General features: G+C 69.0%; 13 protein-coding genes and 5 pseudogenes. 5 read left to right on the top strand and 13 right to left on the bottom strand.

Annotated features, from left to right (window positions below; all coding sequences use genetic code 11):
* Positions 1–23: 23 nt before the first annotated feature.
* Positions 24–212, bottom strand: a pseudogene (locus K7396_RS35875) (winged helix-turn-helix domain-containing protein); the annotation flags it as partial.
* 351 nt (positions 213–563) lie between these two features.
* On the opposite strand from K7396_RS35875, the gene K7396_RS02400 reads away from it, so the two are divergent.
* Positions 564–1,907, top strand: a complete 1,344-nt coding sequence (locus tag K7396_RS02400; RefSeq protein WP_086716770.1) for a tyrosine-type recombinase/integrase — start codon at positions 564–566, stop codon at positions 1,905–1,907.
* Here K7396_RS02400 and K7396_RS02395 read toward each other — a convergent pair.
* The 3 genes and pseudogenes from K7396_RS02395 to K7396_RS02385 form a co-directional block, all read right to left on the bottom strand.
* A pseudogene (locus K7396_RS02395) lies at positions 1,894–1,998 on the bottom strand (mismatch-specific DNA-glycosylase); the annotation flags it as partial. The gene K7396_RS02400 and the pseudogene K7396_RS02395 overlap by 14 nt on opposite strands.
* A gap of 11 nt (positions 1,999–2,009) precedes the next feature.
* A complete protein-coding gene (purB, locus tag K7396_RS02390) occupies positions 2,010–3,443 on the bottom strand; it encodes an adenylosuccinate lyase (RefSeq protein WP_086716769.1) in 1,434 nt (477 codons plus the stop codon).
* Between the two features lie 111 nt (positions 3,444–3,554).
* Positions 3,555–3,716, bottom strand: a pseudogene (locus tag K7396_RS02385) (SGNH/GDSL hydrolase family protein); the annotation flags it as partial.
* Positions 3,717–3,907: 191 nt separating this feature from the next.
* On the opposite strand from K7396_RS02385, the gene K7396_RS35870 reads away from it, so the two are divergent.
* Positions 3,908–4,591, top strand: coding sequence for an esterase-like activity of phytase family protein (locus tag K7396_RS35870; RefSeq protein WP_086716768.1), 684 nt, complete (start codon positions 3,908–3,910; stop codon positions 4,589–4,591).
* On the opposite strand, the gene K7396_RS02375 is transcribed toward K7396_RS35870, so the two are convergent.
* Positions 4,528–5,043 carry a PLAT/LH2 domain-containing protein gene (locus tag K7396_RS02375; protein ID WP_223660352.1) on the bottom strand — a complete coding sequence of 172 codons (516 nt, stop codon included), beginning with the start codon at positions 5,041–5,043 and terminating at the stop codon, positions 4,528–4,530. The two genes, K7396_RS35870 and K7396_RS02375, sit on opposite strands and share 64 nt — an antisense overlap.
* Before the next feature lie 123 nt (positions 5,044–5,166).
* Positions 5,167–6,144: an AraC-like ligand-binding domain-containing protein gene (locus K7396_RS02370; RefSeq protein WP_086716786.1), complete on the bottom strand. Its 978-nt coding sequence runs from the start codon at positions 6,142–6,144 to the stop codon at positions 5,167–5,169.
* A gap of 587 nt (positions 6,145–6,731) precedes the next feature.
* Here K7396_RS02370 and K7396_RS35865 point away from each other — a divergent pair.
* Positions 6,732–7,262, top strand: a pseudogene (locus K7396_RS35865) (IS5 family transposase); the annotation flags it as partial.
* A gap of 58 nt (positions 7,263–7,320) precedes the next feature.
* Here K7396_RS35865 and K7396_RS02360 read toward each other — a convergent pair.
* Positions 7,321–7,893: a hypothetical protein gene (locus K7396_RS02360; RefSeq protein WP_086716766.1), complete on the bottom strand. Its 573-nt coding sequence runs from the start codon at positions 7,891–7,893 to the stop codon at positions 7,321–7,323.
* 163 nt (positions 7,894–8,056) lie between these two features.
* Between K7396_RS02360 and K7396_RS02355 the strand changes: the two are divergent.
* Positions 8,057–8,224: pseudogene (locus tag K7396_RS02355) on the top strand (transposase); the annotation flags it as partial.
* A gap of 207 nt (positions 8,225–8,431) precedes the next feature.
* Here the strand turns inward: K7396_RS02355 and K7396_RS02350 are convergent.
* The 3 genes from K7396_RS02350 to K7396_RS02335 form a co-directional block, all read right to left on the bottom strand.
* The gene (locus K7396_RS02350; RefSeq protein WP_086716765.1) at positions 8,432–9,874 is read right to left on the bottom strand and encodes an FG-GAP-like repeat-containing protein; all 1,443 of its coding nucleotides are present in this window, start codon (positions 9,872–9,874) and stop codon (positions 8,432–8,434) included.
* A gap of 636 nt (positions 9,875–10,510) precedes the next feature.
* Complete coding sequence (locus tag K7396_RS02340) at positions 10,511–11,377, bottom strand: glutaminyl-peptide cyclotransferase (RefSeq protein WP_158101101.1); 867 nt, start codon at positions 11,375–11,377, stop codon at positions 10,511–10,513.
* A 961-nt stretch (positions 11,378–12,338) separates the two neighbouring features.
* A complete protein-coding gene (locus K7396_RS02335; RefSeq protein WP_086716763.1) occupies positions 12,339–13,175 on the bottom strand; it encodes an SGNH/GDSL hydrolase family protein in 837 nt (278 codons plus the stop codon).
* Between the two features lie 125 nt (positions 13,176–13,300).
* Here K7396_RS02335 and K7396_RS02330 point away from each other — a divergent pair, with 125 nt between their 5' ends.
* On the top strand, positions 13,301–13,924 hold the full coding sequence (locus tag K7396_RS02330) for a TetR/AcrR family transcriptional regulator (RefSeq protein ID WP_086716762.1): 624 nt from the start codon (positions 13,301–13,303) through the stop codon (positions 13,922–13,924).
* Here the strand turns inward: K7396_RS02330 and K7396_RS02325 are convergent.
* From K7396_RS02325 to K7396_RS02315, 3 genes are all read right to left on the bottom strand, one after another.
* Positions 13,899–15,140, bottom strand: coding sequence for an FAD-dependent oxidoreductase (locus K7396_RS02325; RefSeq protein ID WP_086716761.1), 1,242 nt, complete (start codon positions 15,138–15,140; stop codon positions 13,899–13,901). The two genes, K7396_RS02330 and K7396_RS02325, sit on opposite strands and share 26 nt — an antisense overlap.
* Before the next feature lie 147 nt (positions 15,141–15,287).
* Positions 15,288–16,307: a hemolysin family protein gene (locus K7396_RS02320; protein WP_086716760.1), complete on the bottom strand. Its 1,020-nt coding sequence runs from the start codon at positions 16,305–16,307 to the stop codon at positions 15,288–15,290.
* Positions 16,304–17,647, bottom strand: a complete 1,344-nt coding sequence (locus tag K7396_RS02315; RefSeq protein ID WP_086716759.1) for a hemolysin family protein — start codon at positions 17,645–17,647, stop codon at positions 16,304–16,306. The genes K7396_RS02320 and K7396_RS02315 overlap by 4 nt, the downstream gene beginning before the upstream one ends.
* Between the last annotated feature and the right edge of the window lie 119 nt (positions 17,648–17,766).

Below are 17,766 nucleotides of genomic sequence, written 5' to 3'. Positions count from 1 at the left end.
GGAGGATGCGCCACGTAGAGGCGGCTGCGCCGCTCTCCTTCAATGAGTCCACGCGATCGGAGGAGGATCATCGCGAGCCGCACGGTCTGCTCGTGAACTCCGTAGTGGCGAGCTAACGCAGCTCGTGAGGGGAGCTGGTCGCCGGGGGCCCAAAGGCCAGCGGCGATCTGGTCGGCGAGGTCGGCTGCGACGCGGCGGTGCGCAGCCTCCATCGCAACCCGTCCTTAGCGATCTTGTTTCTGATGTGATCGCAAGGGTAGGAACGACAGAGTCCGCTTGATATATCAAGACGGATAGCTGGCGCGTGCACGCATTCAGGCGGGCCGCGCCTCATGTACGCCGGCCCCGGGCCGCCATCCCACCTCCCAAGTGGGTGGCCCGGGGCCGGCTTCTGCCGCAATGAACCCGTTGTCGGGGGAACGGTGGGAGGATCAAGCACCAGGGGGCGGCTGCCCGTTGCGGTGCAACCGCCCCGTAGGTGGGCGTGATTAGCAGGCCACGCAGGCGTGACCGGACAGGGAACGAACCTGCTGAGCCGTCGCGGGAGACCCCAAGGAGTGCCTATGCCCTACATCGAGTGGCGCGGCAACAAGTGTCGAGTCAAGTGGTGGGCCGGCGAGTACCTGCCGAACGGTCGCAAGAAGTACGAGTGGAAGTCCGGCTTCGACGACGAAGATGCGGCACGCGACTACGGCCTCGACCGCGAGTACGAAGTGCGTCACGGCACTGCGATCAAGCATCGTGACAGCAAGACCCTCATGAAGTCCTACTGCTGGGACTGGTACGAGGCGCAGGATCTGCGACCGTCATCAACGCGGTCCTACAAAGCCGTCATCAACAAACGGATTGAGCCCTACTGGGGAAACCGGGCCGTCGGCGACATCACCGCATTCGAGTACGAAGCATGGAGGAAGGCCCTGCGTGCGGCCGCCGAGCGCGGCGAGCTATCGGCCGGGTACGTGAAGCAGATCCTCATGATCTTCGGCGCCATGATGGACGATTCGGTGACCCGCTACCAACTCCGCACGACCTCGCCGGTGGTGCGTGAGCAGCGCGGCCGCGGCAAGTACAAGAAGAAGGTGCGCGAGAAGAAGCGCCCGCAGGAGATGGCCACACTCCATCGCCTCGCGGTCAACGCCTACCAGGTGTGGGGCTACACCGGCTGGACCTATATCTGGACCGCAGCGTTCACCGGTATGCGACCGAAGGAGATGTGGGGACTGCAGCGGTGCTTCGCTTCACCGTGCTGGCCAGCCTCAGACCCGCTTGATCCGCACGACGAAAAGCGTGAGGCAGACCTGGATCGGTATACGAGAATGCCGGCGCTCCGGGTGCAGTACCAGCACCAGTGGGTTGAGGGGGAGCGGACGCTGGTGGATCCGAAATACGACTCATGGCGGACGCTGGTGGTGCCGCCGTTCCTGCATGAGATGCACAAGGCGCTGCTGGCTTCGCATGACTCGCAGTGGGTGTTCCGGTCGCACAGCGGAGGGCCCTTGCTCGGAACGAACTTCGAGGAGGCGTATTGGCAGCCGATCCGGGATGGGAGCCCGGCGCGCACAGGGCGGTATGCGCGGGCGGAGATCCCTGCGGTGCCTGAGATGACCGGGAAGCGGATCTATCTCACGAGGCACGGCCACAAAGAGTGGCTCGACGAGGATGGCCACCCGCGGGTTGCGACCGAGGCGCGGATGGGGCACGAGATCGGGGGAGTGGAGGGCGTGTATGCCAACGTGACACCGGGGATGGAGCTGCGGATCGCAGAATCGCTGCAGGAGCGGTGGGAGAACTTCGTGGGCGAGGAAGGGAACATGTGGCTGCCACCTGTTCCCAGTCCTCTCCCAGTTGATCTTTCGGACCGTGTTCCTGTGCAGGTCAGCGCGCGTGCATCGCTAGGTCTTGATTGATGCCGCAGAAGAGCACGTGAAGGCCGCTCGCGGCCACGTCCGGGACGAGGCGGTCGCGAGCGGCTTCCAGCTCTTCGGGGGTGAAGCGCACGGGCCCTCGGGTCAGAGGATCGAGCCGGGGGTGTACGCCGCGGCCTGCGGGTGCTGCTTGGCGATCTCCTCGATCCGGGCGACGACGGACGCCACCTGGTCGGCCGCGGCGCCGGTGAAGGAGAGCTTGTCCGCCATCAGGGCGTCCAGCTGCGCCTTGTCCAGCGGGATCCGCGCATCCGCGGCCAGCTTGTCCAGCAGCTCGTTGCGCTCCACGCCCTGCTCGCGCATGGCCAGCGCCGAGGCGACCGCGTTCTCCTTGATCGCCTCGTGCGCCTCCTCGCGGCCCACCCCGGCCCGCACCGCGCCCATCAGCACCTTGGTGGTGGCGAGGAAGGGCAGGTAGCGGTCCAGCTCGCGGGCGATGACGGCGGGGAAGGCACCGAACTCGTCGAGCACGGTCAAGAACGTCTCCAGCAGCCCGTCCAGCGCGAAGAACGCGTCCGGCAGCGCGACCCGGCGCACCACCGAGCAGGACACGTCGCCCTCGTTCCACTGGTCGCCGGAGAGCTCACCGGTCATCGAGGCGTAGCCGCGCAGGATCACCATCAGGCCGTTGACGCGCTCGCAGGAGCGGGTGTTCATCTTGTGCGGCATCGCCGAGGAGCCGACCTGGCCGGGCTTGAAGCCCTCGGTGACCAGCTCGTGCCCAGCCATCAGCCGGATGGTCTTGGCCAGCGAGGACGGGGCGGCCGCCAGCTGCACCAGCGAGGTCACCACGTCGTAGTCCAGCGAGCGCGGGTAGACCTGGCCGACGGAGGTGAAGTTCTGGCCGAAGCCGAGGTGCCCGGCGATCCGCTGCTCCAGCTCGGCGAGCTTGCCGGCGTCCCCGCCGAGCAGGTCGAGCATGTCCTGAGCGGTGCCGACCGGGCCCTTGATGCCGCGCAGCGGGTAGCGGGAGAGCAGGTCCTCCAGCCGGCCGTACGCCACCAGCAGCTCGTCGGCCGCGGTCGCGAAGCGCTTGCCCAGCGTGGTGGTCTGCGCGGCGACGTTGTGCGAGCGGCCCGCCAGCACCAGTTCGGCGTGCTGACCGGCCAGCGAGCCCAGGCGCGCCAGCACGGCGACCGTACGGTCCCGCATCAGTTCCAGGGACAGCCGCACCTGCAGCTGCTCGACGTTCTCCGTCAGGTCGCGGGAGGTCATGCCCTTGTGGACCTGCTCATGGCCGGCGAGGGCGTTGAACTCCTCGATGCGGGCCTTGACGTCGTGCCGGGTGACCTTCTCGCGCTCGGCGATGGACGCCAGGTCGACGGTCTCCAGGACCCGCTCGTAGTCGGCCAGCGCCTGCTCGGGGACCTCCACCCCCAGGTCCTTCTGCGCGCGCAGCACGGCGAGCCACAGCTTCCGCTCCAGCTTGACCTTGTACTCGGGGGACCACAGCACGGCCAGCTCCGCGGAGGCGTAGCGGCCGGCCAGGACATTGGGGATGCGAGGCTTCGCAGACACAGCAGTCACGTGGTCAGAGTCTACTGGCGATTTACGCAGGCCAGCGCCCCGGCCCCGGCTGTACGATCCTCCAAGCCGCAGCCGCGGGTGCTGGCCGGGGAGTCAGCCCTCTTACGGCAGCAGCTCGGGACGCTTGGCGGGGCGGCCGTCGCCCGAGGGGCGGCCGGTCAGCCGCCGGCGTATCCACGGCGCCAGATGCTCGCGCGCGAAGCGCAGATCCGCGCCGCGCCGGGCACCCCGGCCCGGCGGCGGCGCGGCCGGCAGCGGTATCCGCATGGTGCGGGCGATGGCGCAGGAGGCCGTACGGCGGGCCCCCGCCGCCCCTCAAAGCCGCGACTCCCAGTAGGCACTGCCACGCGCCGTACACGGCTCGCCCAGCCCGGGAACGGCGCCTTGGACGGCGCGCTCGTTTGCACCCGGGGCCGGAGAGCGCCGGCCCCGTCCCGAAGGACGGAACCGCCCCCATGCCCCATGCCACCCGCGTCGGCACGATCCGCTGTCACCTCGTCCAAGGTGGCCTCGTCGACATCGAACTCGACGAGGCCACGTCCGTGCGGCGGTACGACCGCCACGGGCGGCTCCTCGGGCAATTCCCTGTCCCCGAAAATCTCAAGGCGTACAAGATCGCCAACCGGACTTTCGAGGGCCTGACGGTGGATGGCCGAACCCTCGTCGCGAGCATGGAGGGGTGGTCGACGAAGGACGGCACCGACACCCGTCGCTTCCAGACGTGGCAGGGCGGGCACCGGGGCCAGTACCGCGTCAATAGCCAATTCGCGTGCATGGGTGACACCGGCTACGGCATCTCGGAGATCGTGGCGATCGGCGACGGTCGCCTCCTGGTCCTCGAACGGTCCTTCAACGCCACCGACGGCTGGACGGCGCACCTCTACGTCACCGACCACGAACGATGCCCCCCGGGGCCGCCATCGGGTCCCAGGGGGCATCGTTATCGTCCTCCCGTAGCTCCGCCGCCAACTGCGTTACGCACCGTACGAGAACACCGCATGGCCTGCGGCGGCGCGCCCCCGATCCGCAGAGGTCGCTCACGCCCCAGTGCAGTGAGGGTCTCGGAAAGTGGTGCTCAGCGGCGTGGAAGCTTCACCCAGGTCCTGTGGTCATCTTCGTCCTTGGCGAGCCACCGGTAGGCGCTGAACGAGGCGTTGCCGTCGATCGTGACCTTGTTCAGGTACCAGCCTGGTTTCTTACCGCTGTTGTCGTGGCGGATTTTGATGCTCTTGAGTCGGCCGAGGTCGCGGAGACCGAGAGTGAAGCGATCGGTCTTGCCGGTCTCGAAGTTGTTTGCGGAGTTGTCGAGTCTGATCGGTCCTACGGAGCCCCTGGTGCCGTAGATGGTGATGTAGACGTTCGCGTCGGTGCCAGCGCCTGCCTTGTTGCCGGTGTACACGGCAACGCGGTATTGGTGCTGAGCCACACCGCTCTTGTGCAGGGGAACGGATAATGTGTTCTGCCGCCCGGAATACGTGTGATCCGATCCGATGCGGGGTGTGACGCCGGCAGCGGCGCTTTCTGAGGTCGCCATGATGGTGGTGGCGGCGGCAAGCGCCACCGTGCCTGCGACGACCCGACCGATACGCATCTTCAAAACATGCTCCTTCGGCTCGTGATGTGGATCGCCCCGCACCGTTGCCCTATTTCGTCGGCGGCGAGGACATCACCAGCTTGCCGGTGCACACCATGAGATGTCGTTAGCAATGGGTCATCAATGGCTTAGAGATGCGTCTACTCGGACCGATGTGAGTGCGTGGTTCCGGTAGTCGCTGGGTGGCATGCCATAGGCAGCACGGAAGACTCGGGTGAAGTCGGCAGCGCGAGAAAAGCCCCAGCGGGCGGCGATAGCGCGGATGGGGGTAGTGACGAGTACGGGGTCACCAAGGTCGCGGCGGGCATGCTCCAGACGCTGGTGGCGAATCCAGGCCGCGATCGTCTCCTCTTCGTGCCCGAAGAGACGGTGCAGGTAGCCGGTGGAGATGTTGTGAGCGGTGGCGACGCTGCGTGGGGTCAGTTGCGGATCGTGCAGGTGCTGCTGGACGAAGGCCCGAATACGCAGCACGAGGGCCTGCCGGTGAGTTTCCGGTGGGAGCGACCTGTCGGCGTCCAGGGCGTGGGCGAACAGTGCCGACAGCAGGTCGACGATGATCGAGCCCAGCCGGGGGCCGTCCGCAGGGCCGTACGATCCGGTGCCCTTCGCTAACTGCGCCAGCAGGCTCCCGTAACCCTCCTCTGCCGGCAGCCGCCGGGTGAGCAGCAGGTCGGCCCGCTCCTTGCGCAGGGGCACCAGTTTTCTGGGCACCTCCAGGCCCACCGCGTGCAGGGCGCCGGTGACACAGTGGAACGGCTGTGAGGTATCCGCCACATGTATCCCCCGGGGGCCGTGGACGGCTTCCCGGCCCGCATGGGTGACGCCGACCGACCCGGCGATCGGGAGCGTGACGTGGTAGTTCTCTGGATCGGACTGCCGAATCAGAAGAGGCGTTCTCCGCCAACTCATCGGCTCGACAATCGTTGGCCACACGCTGACCGGTCCCAATTCCAACAGCCGTGTCTGAGCCTGAAACTGCGCCGCGCGATCGCTGCTCATGTCCATGGGACACAGGGTCTGCGCCATCAGATCCCGCCAGCAGTCGAACCGGTCGGCCGGCGATAAGTCGTCAGTCCGGAACAGCCTCTCGGTCAACACATCTTCCTCCATAGCCGCCTCACGGCCCCTTGAACAGCACGCGGCTGCTCCCTGGTGCGGAAGTTCAGAAGTTCACCAGCCGTCGATACACAACAGATGAATCCCCTGGTGGGGAGAGCCGTGCGCCACCGGCTCACATCGCATATCTGACCTACAGAAGACGCAGCCGCAGCGATGGGAATCTGCCGGCCCAGGAACAGCATGATCAGCCGAGGCCCGCTTCGGCATTTCCCGCGCCAGGGCCATCGATGTAGCGCTCTACCGGTGGCACAAGTTGTGGAAGCCGTCCTGCTGGACGACCTCTGAGTTCGCAGAGGTCCGCGTATCCGCCTCAGCCAGTGGGCAGCCGGGAACGGACAGCGGGGCCGGGCCGGGTGCCCCTGTCTGGCCCCGCTGTCGTCGGTCAGCCGAAGTCGAGCGTCTCCGGTGCGAAGTCGCCAGGGACCGGGCGGGGCGGAGGCGGGGGTGCGCTGTCCTGGTGTGCGCATCCAGATCACCCGACCACGTGGTGAGCGAGACCGGACACGTCCCTGCTGAAGCCCGGACCTAGGAAGGTTCGTTTGGATCAGTCGGTCGTCGGTCCGGGTGTGCCGTTAAGTGATGTGCAGTGGGCCCGGATTGAGCCGTTGCTCCCGGACCGGGCACCGAAGCGGGGTGGACGCTGGCGTGACAATCGGGAGGTGATCGACGCGATCGCCTTCAAGTCCCAGACCGGAACGCAGTGGGTCCACCTGCCGGAGAAATACGGCAACTGGAGAGGCGTCTACAACCGCCTGAGGACGTGGGCCCTCGACGGCACCTGGGAGCGAGTGTTCACCGTGCTGATGACCCAGGCCGACGCCCGACGAGGACCTGACCTGGGCCGTGTCGGTGGACTCAACAATCGTGCGAGCACACCAGCACGCCGCCGGGGCCCGCAAAAAGGGGCCCCGGCCGGAGAACCGGCCGATCACGCCATCGGCCGGTCCCGCGGCGGACAGAGCACAAGGATCCACCCCGCAGCTGATAACTGCTGCCGGCCCTTGGTCTTCGTTCTCACCGCCGGACAGGCCGGTGACGCACCTGCCTTCACGGATGTCATGGCCCGCCTACGTGTTCCCCGCCGCCGCGGAAGACCGCGGACCCGGCCGGACGTGGTCCTAGTCCGGGCCCACCTCCCTGCCAGAAAAGGCCGGTTCACGCCACCAGGAAGGCCGCCGCGGTCGCCGCGCCCAGGGACGCGCCCGCCACGGTCTGAGCGACGGTGTGGTACGTCAGCGCCACCCGGGACCAGCACACCGCGATGGTCAACACGTAGGCGAGCAGCCACCAGGGCGAGTGCACGACAGCGAGCAGTGCCGGAACCGCGGACGCCACCGCCGAGTCGACACTGATCTTCCAGAAGCTGTTCACCACCAGAAGGACGGCAGTCATGGCCCACAGCGCAAGCATCGCGACGAGGATGCCGGTGGGCGCATCACCGAGGACCATGCCGAGCGAGCCAAGGCCGATCGACCCTAAGATGACAAAGAAGATCGGCGCCCTCTTCGTACGGTCCACCACGTGCCGGTCACCCCAAGTTCCCCGCGACCGCTCCCACTCGATGTACCCCGCCGGTATCAGTCCGGCGCAGAGCGCGCCGAGCAGGCCCCAGGGGATGCCCGTCCAGTCGCCTGCCGCAGCCAGACCGATGCCGACCATGCCGGCCACGAGCGTGTTGCGCGGCTGGAGAATGTCGGTGACGGTCCGGGCCGTTGTGGTTTCGCTCATGCAGTTGCCTCCATAGTCGTGAGCAGGCTCTGCACTTGGGCCGTGCTGCTCTTCCGGTTTTCCCTGGCCACCTGGCGGAGCCACGCGACCTCTTCATCTTGGTCCGTGGCCGCGGGCTGTTCGAACGCCGCGACCGGGCCTGGGGGCGGGACGATCACGGTTCATGGGTCGGGGAGACCTCACGGATGAACCGTGGGCAATGCTGGAGCCGTTGTTGCCGAAGGGGATGAAGGCGGGGCGTCCACCCGTCTGGCCCCGGCGGCAGCTGATCGACGGCCTAAGGTTCCGGGTACGTACCGGTGTGCCGGGGCCAGACAGGCCCGTCGAGTACGGGCCGTGGGCCGGATCCACGACCTCTTCCGCCGATGGCGGCGGGCTGGCACTTGGCACCGGGTTCTTACCCGGTACCAAGTGCCAGGTCGACGCCAAGGGTGCGATCACTTGGCATCTGAGCGTCGGCTCCACGGTGTGCTGCACTCATCAGCACGCCCCGCCGGCCGACAGGCACGTGATCTGCCGAACAGCCCTGGCGTGCGGCCTAGTTCGCCGGGTTCGTCAGCTCCGTGCCGAAGCGGCCCTTCGTCGCCGGGGAACCCAGGTCACTCGGGCCGATGAGGGACGAGCCCTTGGCGCTCAGTCCGTCGGTGCCCGCGTACAGCAGGGCCACGGCGCCGACACCCTCGGCGCGGTTCGGGATGCCCACGGCCAGGTCCGCCTTGCCGTCGCCGTTGTAATCGGCCGGCGAGACGGAGGTACCGAACTTGTCGTTGCCCTCCATGGAGCCGGGGACGCCCTCGGTGTCGAGCGAGAAGGTCTGCGCCCCCTCGTCGGTCAGCCAGTTCGCGGTGCCCTTGAGCACGGTGATGGCACCGGCGTTGTTGTAGCCCCCCGGTGCCTCGGCGCCGGTGTTGCTGACCACCAGGTCGTCGTGGCCGTCGCCGTCGAAGTCGGCGAGCCGGATCGCCTCGCCCTCCTGCTCCTTGCCCTTCCAGTCCACCGGCTTGTCGGAGTCGAGCCCGCCGGCGGTGCCCGGGTAGGTGCGCAGCTTCTGCTCCTGCGGGCCGTCCGAGAAGCCGGTGTCGGTGACGACGTCGTCCTTCCCGTCGCCGTTGATGTCGCCGACCACGGGGCGGTACTGCGCGAACGGCAGCGGGACGCCCTTGCCCAGCGGCATGCTCTTCAGGCCCCCGGAGGAGCCGGGCAGCACGCCGAGCGTGCCCTCGTCGGAGGGCGAGTCCTCGGAGGCGACTGTGACGAGATCGGCGTAGCCGTCCCCGTTGATGTCACCGGAGGCCAGGTGCTCGACGCTGACCCCGCCGCCGGGCGGGGTGACGCTGGTCATTTTCGGGGTGGCCGTCTGCCGCAGGTTCTTCGCGCCCTTGACGAGCTGCACCTTCGCGCCGTCGGAGATGGCGAGGTCGCTGAGGCCGTCCTTGTTGTGGTCGCCCACGGCTATCTGGTCGCCGAAGTGCGCGTTGGCGGTGACCTTCGGCGCGTGGAAGGCGATGGCGTCGCCGGACAGGCCGCTCTTGGAGCCGAAGACGATCGTGACGGAACCGGCCTGCGCAGTGCTGCCGATGGCCTCGTTGTTCGCGGCGACGATCAGGTCGGCGTAACCGTCCCCGTCCACGTCGCCACGCACCACGGCCGAGCCGAAGCCGTCCTTGGCCTCCGGGGTGCCGGGCACACCCGGGCTGGCCTGCGTCAGCGTGCTGTGCCGCTTGGTGTCGACGCCGCCCGTGGCGCCGTAGGTCACGCCCACGTAGCCCGCCTTGGACTTCCCGGAGACGGTGCCCTCGGGCGCGCCCACTCCGAGGTCGGCGCGGCCGTCCCCGTCGAGGTCGCCCTGGGTGGTATTGCTCCGCTTGGCGGCACTTGTGGAGAGCTGGTCCTGGCCCCGCCCGTTGCCGTCCGTCGGTGCTGCCATGGCGCCGCCGGCCGCGGCCGCGACCACGGCGGCGCCCAGAGCGCCGGCCACCATGCTCCTGGTTCGGTTGCGCACAAATCCTCCAATGGGTAACACATCGATCGCCCCTCGACCGTCCCCCTGGGCTGTGGGCCCGGTGGGACGGAAGAGGTGCCGCAGAGACAGATAGAAACGGAACCGAGATGGTTGCAGCATGAACGGAAAATAACTTGGTCCAACGCACTCGCTCAGCGCACGGCAACTCTGTTCCGGGGCGCCGCACTTGGCGCCTGCCGTCGGCCCTCGACTCACAGCAACTTCATGCCGCGCAGCGAGTGGCCGACCAGCGTTCCGGTGGCGCTCAACCGTCGGCCCGGCGACCGGTCTTCGGTAGATGCGGTACGAGTCGTGCCCACTCATCGTTCGTCAGATCGCCCCGCCCGGGCCCCCGCCCCACCTCACGAACAGGACAGGCCCGGGGCAAGACGGTCACATGATCCGCCGGACGGAACCTCAGGCGACACCGTGTTCAACGGTGACTGGCAAGGTCACTCTCGCAACGCACCTGCGCTCCGCCGGCCACCCTCGCCTGCAACGCGAAGCTCAGATGGCGTATCGAGCACGACCACCGCGAGATGAAACGGGCGCGCGGCTTGGCCCGCTTCGAGGGCCGCACTCGGCCCGGTAGGCACCACCGCGTCGCCCTCATCTCTACCGCCCATGCCTCTGCACCTTGCAACGGCGTGCGCCTTGCGGCTCCGGGGCAGGGGGAGAAGGTGCCGTAGAGCCGGAGGAGGACACGTTCTTCAGAGTTATTTCGTAAACGTGATTCCATAGTTTTCCGGTCACATACATCTTTCGGGTCCGCGCATCGAAGGCGATGCCGTTAAGGACTGCGGAGTACGGGCGTGAAGGGTCAGGGTTCAGGCCGGTCATGTCAACAGAAGAGATCACTTTTCCCGTACGGGGATCGATCTTGATGATTCTGTCCGAATGAAAAATATTGGCATAGATGCACCCGTCCACGGTTTCCAACTCGTTGATTTTGTCAACCTTCCTGCCGTTCTCGGTAACCTGGAACAGCGGCTTTTGGCGGCTCGTCTCCGGGTCGATCGAGTACAAGGTGGAGCTACCGTCACTCATGATCAACCGATCGTCGAGGGAGGTGAGCCCCCATCCCTCGGCCGAGACGGAGAACTCGCCGGTCTCCTCAAGGCTCCTCTTGTCGTAGATGAACCCCTGCTTACCCTTGTAGGTCAACTGGACGAGTTGCCCTTTGTAATCAGTTATTCCTTCGCCGAAGTGCTGTGCATCGAGGGCCTTCCGCTGGATCACCTCGCCGGAATGTACGTCCACCCGGCGGACCTCGGATTCCCCGTAACGCCCGGTGCTTTCGTAGAGCGAACCATGGTCAGCTATCAGCCCCTCGGTGAAGGCCGTCGGATCGTGCGGATAGACGTTCCGCACCTTGTACCGGTACCGATCCGGTCCGCTGTCGCCTCCGCCCTTGTCCGGGGTCCGGCACACACTCTTTCGGTGCTGAGGGGCGGCGGCGCCGGAAACGGTGAGCGCGGACACCAGGCAGGTCAGAACAGCGCAGCAAGTCGCACCGCGTGCGGCATGAGATATATGCATGCTGGATTCCTGTGCAGCGCTGGAAAAGAATATCCGCAGTCATCGAGTGGCAGCCGGACTCCGCGCCTCCATACCTGTTGGTGCCGGTGGGCCGGGCGATGTCGCCTCCCGGCCGACCTGGCATTCCGTACGGATGCCGAGCTGCATCGCAAGGCGGAGGGGCATTCTCATACTGGGCTTATTCGGGCGACCCGACAACGCGGCGTGGGGGTGCCTCCCGGCGTTAGCCGGGGGAGTGTCGTAGCTCGTCGTGCGCCCGCCGGGGATTACGGGACAGCCCCTGCACCCGGCGGAGGCCACGAAGGCGCCGGCGGCGCCCCGTTCCCGTTCTGCCGCGACCAGCAGCTCCTGGGTGTGGCCGGCCTGCGTCATCTCGCCGGCGAGGGGGAATATCGCACCGGGCTGTCCGGCCGGTCCCTCGGTGAATTGCCAGAGAGAACTGGCGACCACCACCTCCGCGCTCTCCTGGCTCTCCTGGACGAGGAGTCCGGTGTGCGCGAGTGGGGCGTAGCGGACGCTGCGCTAGAAGGGTGGTTCGCCCAGTAGTGCGCGCTGACTGCTCCGTCCGAGTCCCGTGCGTGCGCTCGTGGACGGCCAACTCGCGCCGCCGGAGAGCGAGGACCGGAGCGGGACGGGCATAGTGCATGAATGGAGGAAAGCGAGGAGGTGGGGGGCATGCAGCTGATTATTTCAGGCAGCCGCTAATGAAATCTGTAGTGGAGCAAGTCGGGGGGCATCTATTTTTCCGCAACGACCTGCCTAAGTTCACGTCATCCAACAAATATTCAGGCTGCTACGCAAGGGAACGGATTGAGGTCCTGGCCGGCCACGAGTTACGGCATCCGCCTCGAGCGGGTCCGGCCAGCTGGTCGTGGATCGCGTCAGCGCCGGGCAGGGGATCGGGTCAAGGCTGCACCCGTCGCCAGTCCGTCACAGGGCCCGGGTTCGTGTGGTCCGCGGGGGTGGTCCAGAAGGCTTTGCCCAGCTCGGCGCTGAAGTGGGCGCCTGTCCGGTCGTCCCCGGAGGAGCGGCCGGACAGGCGCCGGCCTATCCACGGCACCAGATGCTCGCGTGCGAAGCGCAGATCCGCGCCGCGACGGGCACCCCAGCCCGGCGGCGGGGCGGCCGGCAGCGGCGCGTTCCAGTCCGCCGCGGCGGGCAGCCCGAGCGTCTGGCACACGGCCTCCGCCACCCTGCGGTGCCCCTCGGCGTTCAGATGCAGCCGGTCGTCGGCCCACATGCGCGGGTCGGACAGCGCGTGCGAGGCGAACAGGTCCACGACCAGCGCGCCGTGCCGCGCGGCCACTTCGTCGATCCAGGCGAAGAGCCGCTCCATCCGCGGCCGGAAGCGCTCCAGCACCGGCCCCTGCCGGCCCGGACTGCGCATCAGCACCAGTTGCCCGCCGCCGCGTGCCAGCAGCGCCGCCGCCTCCTCGAACCGCGCGCACACCCGGTCCACGTCGCAGCGCGGCCGCAGGACGTCGTTGAGGCCGCCGACCAGTGTCACCAGATCGGCGCCCATCGAGGCCGCGGGACCGCACTGCTCGTCGGCGATCTGCCCGATGAGCTTGCCGCGCACCGCGAGGTTGGCGTACCGGAAACCGGGCGCGGCGGCCGCCAGCCGGGCGGCGAGCAGATCGGCCCAGCCGCGGTAGGAGCCGTCCGGGAGCCCGTCCGACATGCCCTCGGTGAAGCTGTCGCCGACCGCGATGAAACTGGTGCAGTGAGCATTCATCTCCATGGCGCGGTGATCCTACCGCGCTCCATACCGCGCGGTATGGCCCGGTCCCCGCCGCTGCGCCCGGCGCCCCCGGTGTACGGTCTGATCTCGTCGAGAGGGCGAGGAAAGGTACGGGTGGCAGCGCGATGACTCCTCGCCGGGGCGCCGGCCCCGACGCGCCGACCTTCACCGAACGGGCCCGCCGCCAGCAGCTCATCGACGCCACCGTCGACCTGATCTCTACCCGCGGCTACCCAGCGACCTCGCTCTCGGCGATCGCCGAGCGCGCCGGGGTCTCCAAGGCCGCGGTGCTCTACCACTTCTCCTCCAAGGACAACCTGACCCGGGCGGCGCTGGAACAGGTGATGGCGCAGTTCCGCGAGTACGTGGACGCGTGCCTGGTGCGGGCGGACGGCCCCCGGGCGGCGATCGTCGCCTATGTGCGGGCGATGATCGGCTATCAGCAGGCCCACCGCCGCCAGGTGCGCGTCATCACCGAGATGCTCCTCGACGACGACGGGGGCACCCGCCTCAAGACGCCAGGATCGCACGACACCCACGGCCGCTGGCAGCACCTGGCCGAACTGCTGACGGCAGGTCAGCAGGCGGGGGTACTGCGGGAGTTCGATGTCCAGACCGTCGCCCTGGCCATCGGCGGGGCGATCGACGGGGTGATCGCGCACTGGCTGGCCCACCCGGAACTCGACCTGGACGCCGCGGCCGGCGAGCTGGAGGAGTTCACCCTCAACGCGATCGGGCGCCGGGCCTGACCCGGGCGAAACCGGGGGCCCGCTCGGGGCGGATCCCGTAGCCGCCCAGCGTGCCGGCCACCGTCCGCAGCGGCGGCACCCGCCGCAGCAGCCGCATCGGCACCGGCAGCCGGCCGGCGTCGAGGGTGCCGGCCAGCGCGGACCGGATCATCGTGTGCTCGGCCCGCTGGGCCTGCTGCAGCACGGCCGTCGGCAGCTGCCGACGCTTCTGCACCCGCGCCAGGTCGGCCACGCCGACCCTGCCGCGCCGCAGCGGTGCCGCCAGGATCCGGGCCGCCGCGACCGCGTCCTGCAGCGCCAGGCCGACGCCCACCCCGCCGACCGGCGACATGGTGTGCGCCGCGTCCCCGATGCACAGCAGACCTTCGCGATACCAGCGCCGCAGCCGCCCGAAGGTCACCTCCAGCAGCTTGACGTCGTCCCAGGAGCCGATGTGGCCGGTCACCGCGTCGTCCCAGTCGAACAGCGCGCCCAGCCGGTCGCGCAGCCACTGGACGTCCCGGGCGCGCAGCTCCGCGTCCCGGCCCTTCCCGATCAGGTAGGAGGTCTGGAAGTACGTGCCGCGGTCCATGGTGACCGCGGCCTGTCCGTCGCCGAAACGCGCGAAGATCCGGCCGCTCTTGAGCGTGTCGGCCGGGGCCTCCACCCGTACCTGCCAGACGTCCATCGGCACCTCGAAGAGCCGTTGCCGCAGCCCGGCCGCCTGTCGCACCCGCGAGTGCCGGCCGTCGCAGGCGACCGTCAGATCCGCGGTCAGCTCGCCGGGGGCGCCGTGCTCGTCGCGGAACCGCACCCCCGTGACGCGGCCGCCCTCGGTCAGCAGCCCCGTCACTTCGGTGCGCATCCGCAGGGTGAAGCCCGGCTCCTCCGCGGCCGCCCGCGCGAGCAGGTCGAGGAAGTCCCACTGCGGGACCATCGCGAAGTACTTGTGCCGGCCGGGGATGCGCCGCATATCGCTCATCACCACCTCGGTGGTGCCGATGCGCGCCCGCATCTCCGCCAGCTTCGCGAACGGCAGCCGCGCGAACTCCTCGCCGAGGCCGAGTTCGTCCAGCAGGCGCAGGGTCGACGGATGGACGGTGTCCCCGCGGAAGTCCCGCAGGAAGTCGCGGTGCTTCTCCAGGACGGTCACCTCGACGCCGGCCCTGGCCAGCAGCAGCCCGAGCATCATCCCCGCCGGCCCGCCGCCCACGATGCAGCACGTTGTACGGTCCACGCCCCAGCCCCCCTCGTCGCGCACCCATGCGATGACGACCGGCCGGCGCGCAACCGCGTCTGACCGATCGGTCAACAATCTAACCGATCGGTCAGAGCCCGGGAATCCCGCCCCCGTCGGGCCGCGGGCCGGGAATCCCGTCCCGCGTCAGGCCGCGGGCCGCTGCAGCACCAGCTCGCGCAGGACGTCCTCCATCGTCACCAGCCCGGCCAGCCGCCCGTCGTCACCGATCACCGCGGCCAGGTGCGTACGGGATCCGCGCATCGCGGTCAGTACGTCGTCCAGCAGCGTCGACGCCTTGACCCGGGCGATCGGGCGCAGCGCGGACACCGGGAAGGGCTCGGTGCGGGGGGTGGCGTCCAGCGCGTCCTTGACGTGCAGGTAGCCGAGGATGCGGCGGGTGTCGTCGACGACGGGGAAGCGGGAGAAACCGGACTCGGCGGCCAGCTGCTCCAGCTCCTCGGGGGTGGCCCCCATCCGCGCGGAGACGACCTTCTCCACCGGCAGCACCACGTCCCGCACCGGGCGGCGGCCCAGATCCAGGGCGTCCCGCAGCCGCTCCTGCGCCCGTTCGTCGAGCAGCCCGGCCGCCCGCGAGTCCTCGACCATCTTCGCCAGCTGGGCGTCCGAGAACGTCGCGGCGACCTCGTCGCGGGTCTCCACCCGCAGCAGCTTGAGCAGCGTGTTGGCCAGCGCGTTGATCGCGAAGATCACCGGGCGCAGCGCCCGGGTCAGCGCGACCAGCGGCGGCCCGAGCAGCAGGGCGCTGCGGACCGGCTCCGCCAGCGCGACGTTCTTCGGCACCATCTCGCCGAAGAGCATGTGCAGATACGTCGCCAGCGACAGCGCGATCACGAACGAGATCGGGTGGATCAGCGCCGGCGAGATCCCCACCGCGTGGAACACCGGCTCCAGGAGGTGCGCGATGGCCGGCTCGGCGACCGCGCCCAGCACCAGGGTGCACAGCGTGATGCCCAGCTGGGCGGCCGCGAGCAGGGCCGAGACGTGCTGCAGACCCCACAGCACGCTGGTCGCCCGGCGGTCACCGCGCTCCGCGTACGGCTCGATCTGACTGCGGCGCACCGAGATCAGGGCGAACTCGGCGCCCACGAAGAAGGCGTTGACGACCAGCGTCAGCAGACCCACGAACAACTGCAGGGCGGTCATCGGCCGGCCTCCTTCTCCTGCTCACCGGTGCTGCCGGGGCGGGGGGCGTGCAGCAGCACCCGCGCCGCGCGATGGCCGGACGCGTCGAGGACGTCCATCCACCAGCCGGCCACCTCCAGGGTGTCGCCGGCGACCGGTATCCGGCCCAGCTCGGTGGCGATCAGGCCGGCCAGGGTCTCGTACGGGCCCTCCGGCAGCCGCAGGCCGATCCGTTCCAGCTGGTCGGTGCGGGCGGCGCCGTCGGCCTGGTAGACGCTGCGGCCCTCGGCGTCGCTGCCGGCCGGCGCCAGATCGGGGGTCTCCATCGGATCGTGCTCGTCGCGGACCTCGCCGACCACCTCCTCGACGATGTCCTCCAGCGTCACCACGCCGGCCGTACCGCCGTACTCGTCGATGACCACGGCCATCGTGCGCCTGCCGGAGAGCCGGTCCAGCAGCCGGTCCACGGTCAGCGTCGTGGGTACGAGCAGCGGCTCGCGCACCAGCTCGGAGACCGGGTACCGGTGCCGGCGCTCGGCCGGGACGGCCAGGACGTCCTTGATGTGCGCCACCCCGACGACGCTGTCCAGGCTGCCGCGGTAGACCGGGAAGCGGGACAGGCCCGTCGCCCGGGTCGCATTGGCCACGTCCTCCGCGGTGGACTGCACCTCCAGCGCGATCACCTGCACCCGCGGTGTCATCACGTTCTCCGCGGTCAGATCGCCGAGGTTGAGGGTCCGGACGAACAGCTCGGCGGTGTCGGGCTCCAGGGCGCCTTCCTTGGCGGAGTGCCGCGCCAGCGCCACCAGCTCCTGCGGGCCGCGCGCCGAGGCCAGCTCCTCGGCGGGCTCCAGGCCCATCCGGCGGACCATCCGGTTCGCGGCGTTGTTGAGATGCCGGATCAGCGGCCGGAAGGCGGCGCTGAAGCCGCGCTGGGCGGTGGCCACCTTCCTGGCGATGCCCAGCGGGTGGGAGATGGCCCAGTTCTTCGGGACCAGCTCACCGACGACCATCAGCACGACCGTCGAGACCGCCGTGCCGAGCACCAGGGCGGCGGAGTCCGCCACCGCGCGCGACAGGCCCATCGCGGCCAGCGGACCCGCCAGCAGAGTGGCGATGGCCGGCTTGGACAGCATGCCGATGACCAGGCCGGTGACGGTGATGCCGAGCTGGGCGCCGGAGAGCTGGAAGGTGAGGCCGCGGACCGCCTTCAGGGCGCTGTCCGCGCCCCGCTCGCCGCGCTCGGCGGCACGTTCGAGGTCGCTGCGCTCGACGGTGGTCAGGGAGAACTCGGCGGCGACGAAGACCCCGCAGGCGAGGGTCAGCAGGAGCGCCACGCCCAGGAAGAGCAGGTCGGTCATCGGGTCACCTCCGTCCCATGATCGAACAGGATCGGGAGGTTCGCGCTCTGCCGGAGGGATGACCGGCAACTAGGAGGCTCGTCCATGGCTGGACGCTCACGCACCTTTCACTCGGGGAA

It is taken from the genome of Streptomyces angustmyceticus, from assembly GCF_019933235.1.
In the GTDB taxonomy this organism is placed as follows: Bacteria; Actinomycetota; Actinomycetes; order Streptomycetales; family Streptomycetaceae; genus Streptomyces; species Streptomyces angustmyceticus.
The sequence above is the reverse complement of the archived record's forward strand: the minus strand, read 5'-3'. Positions and strand labels throughout refer to the sequence as shown.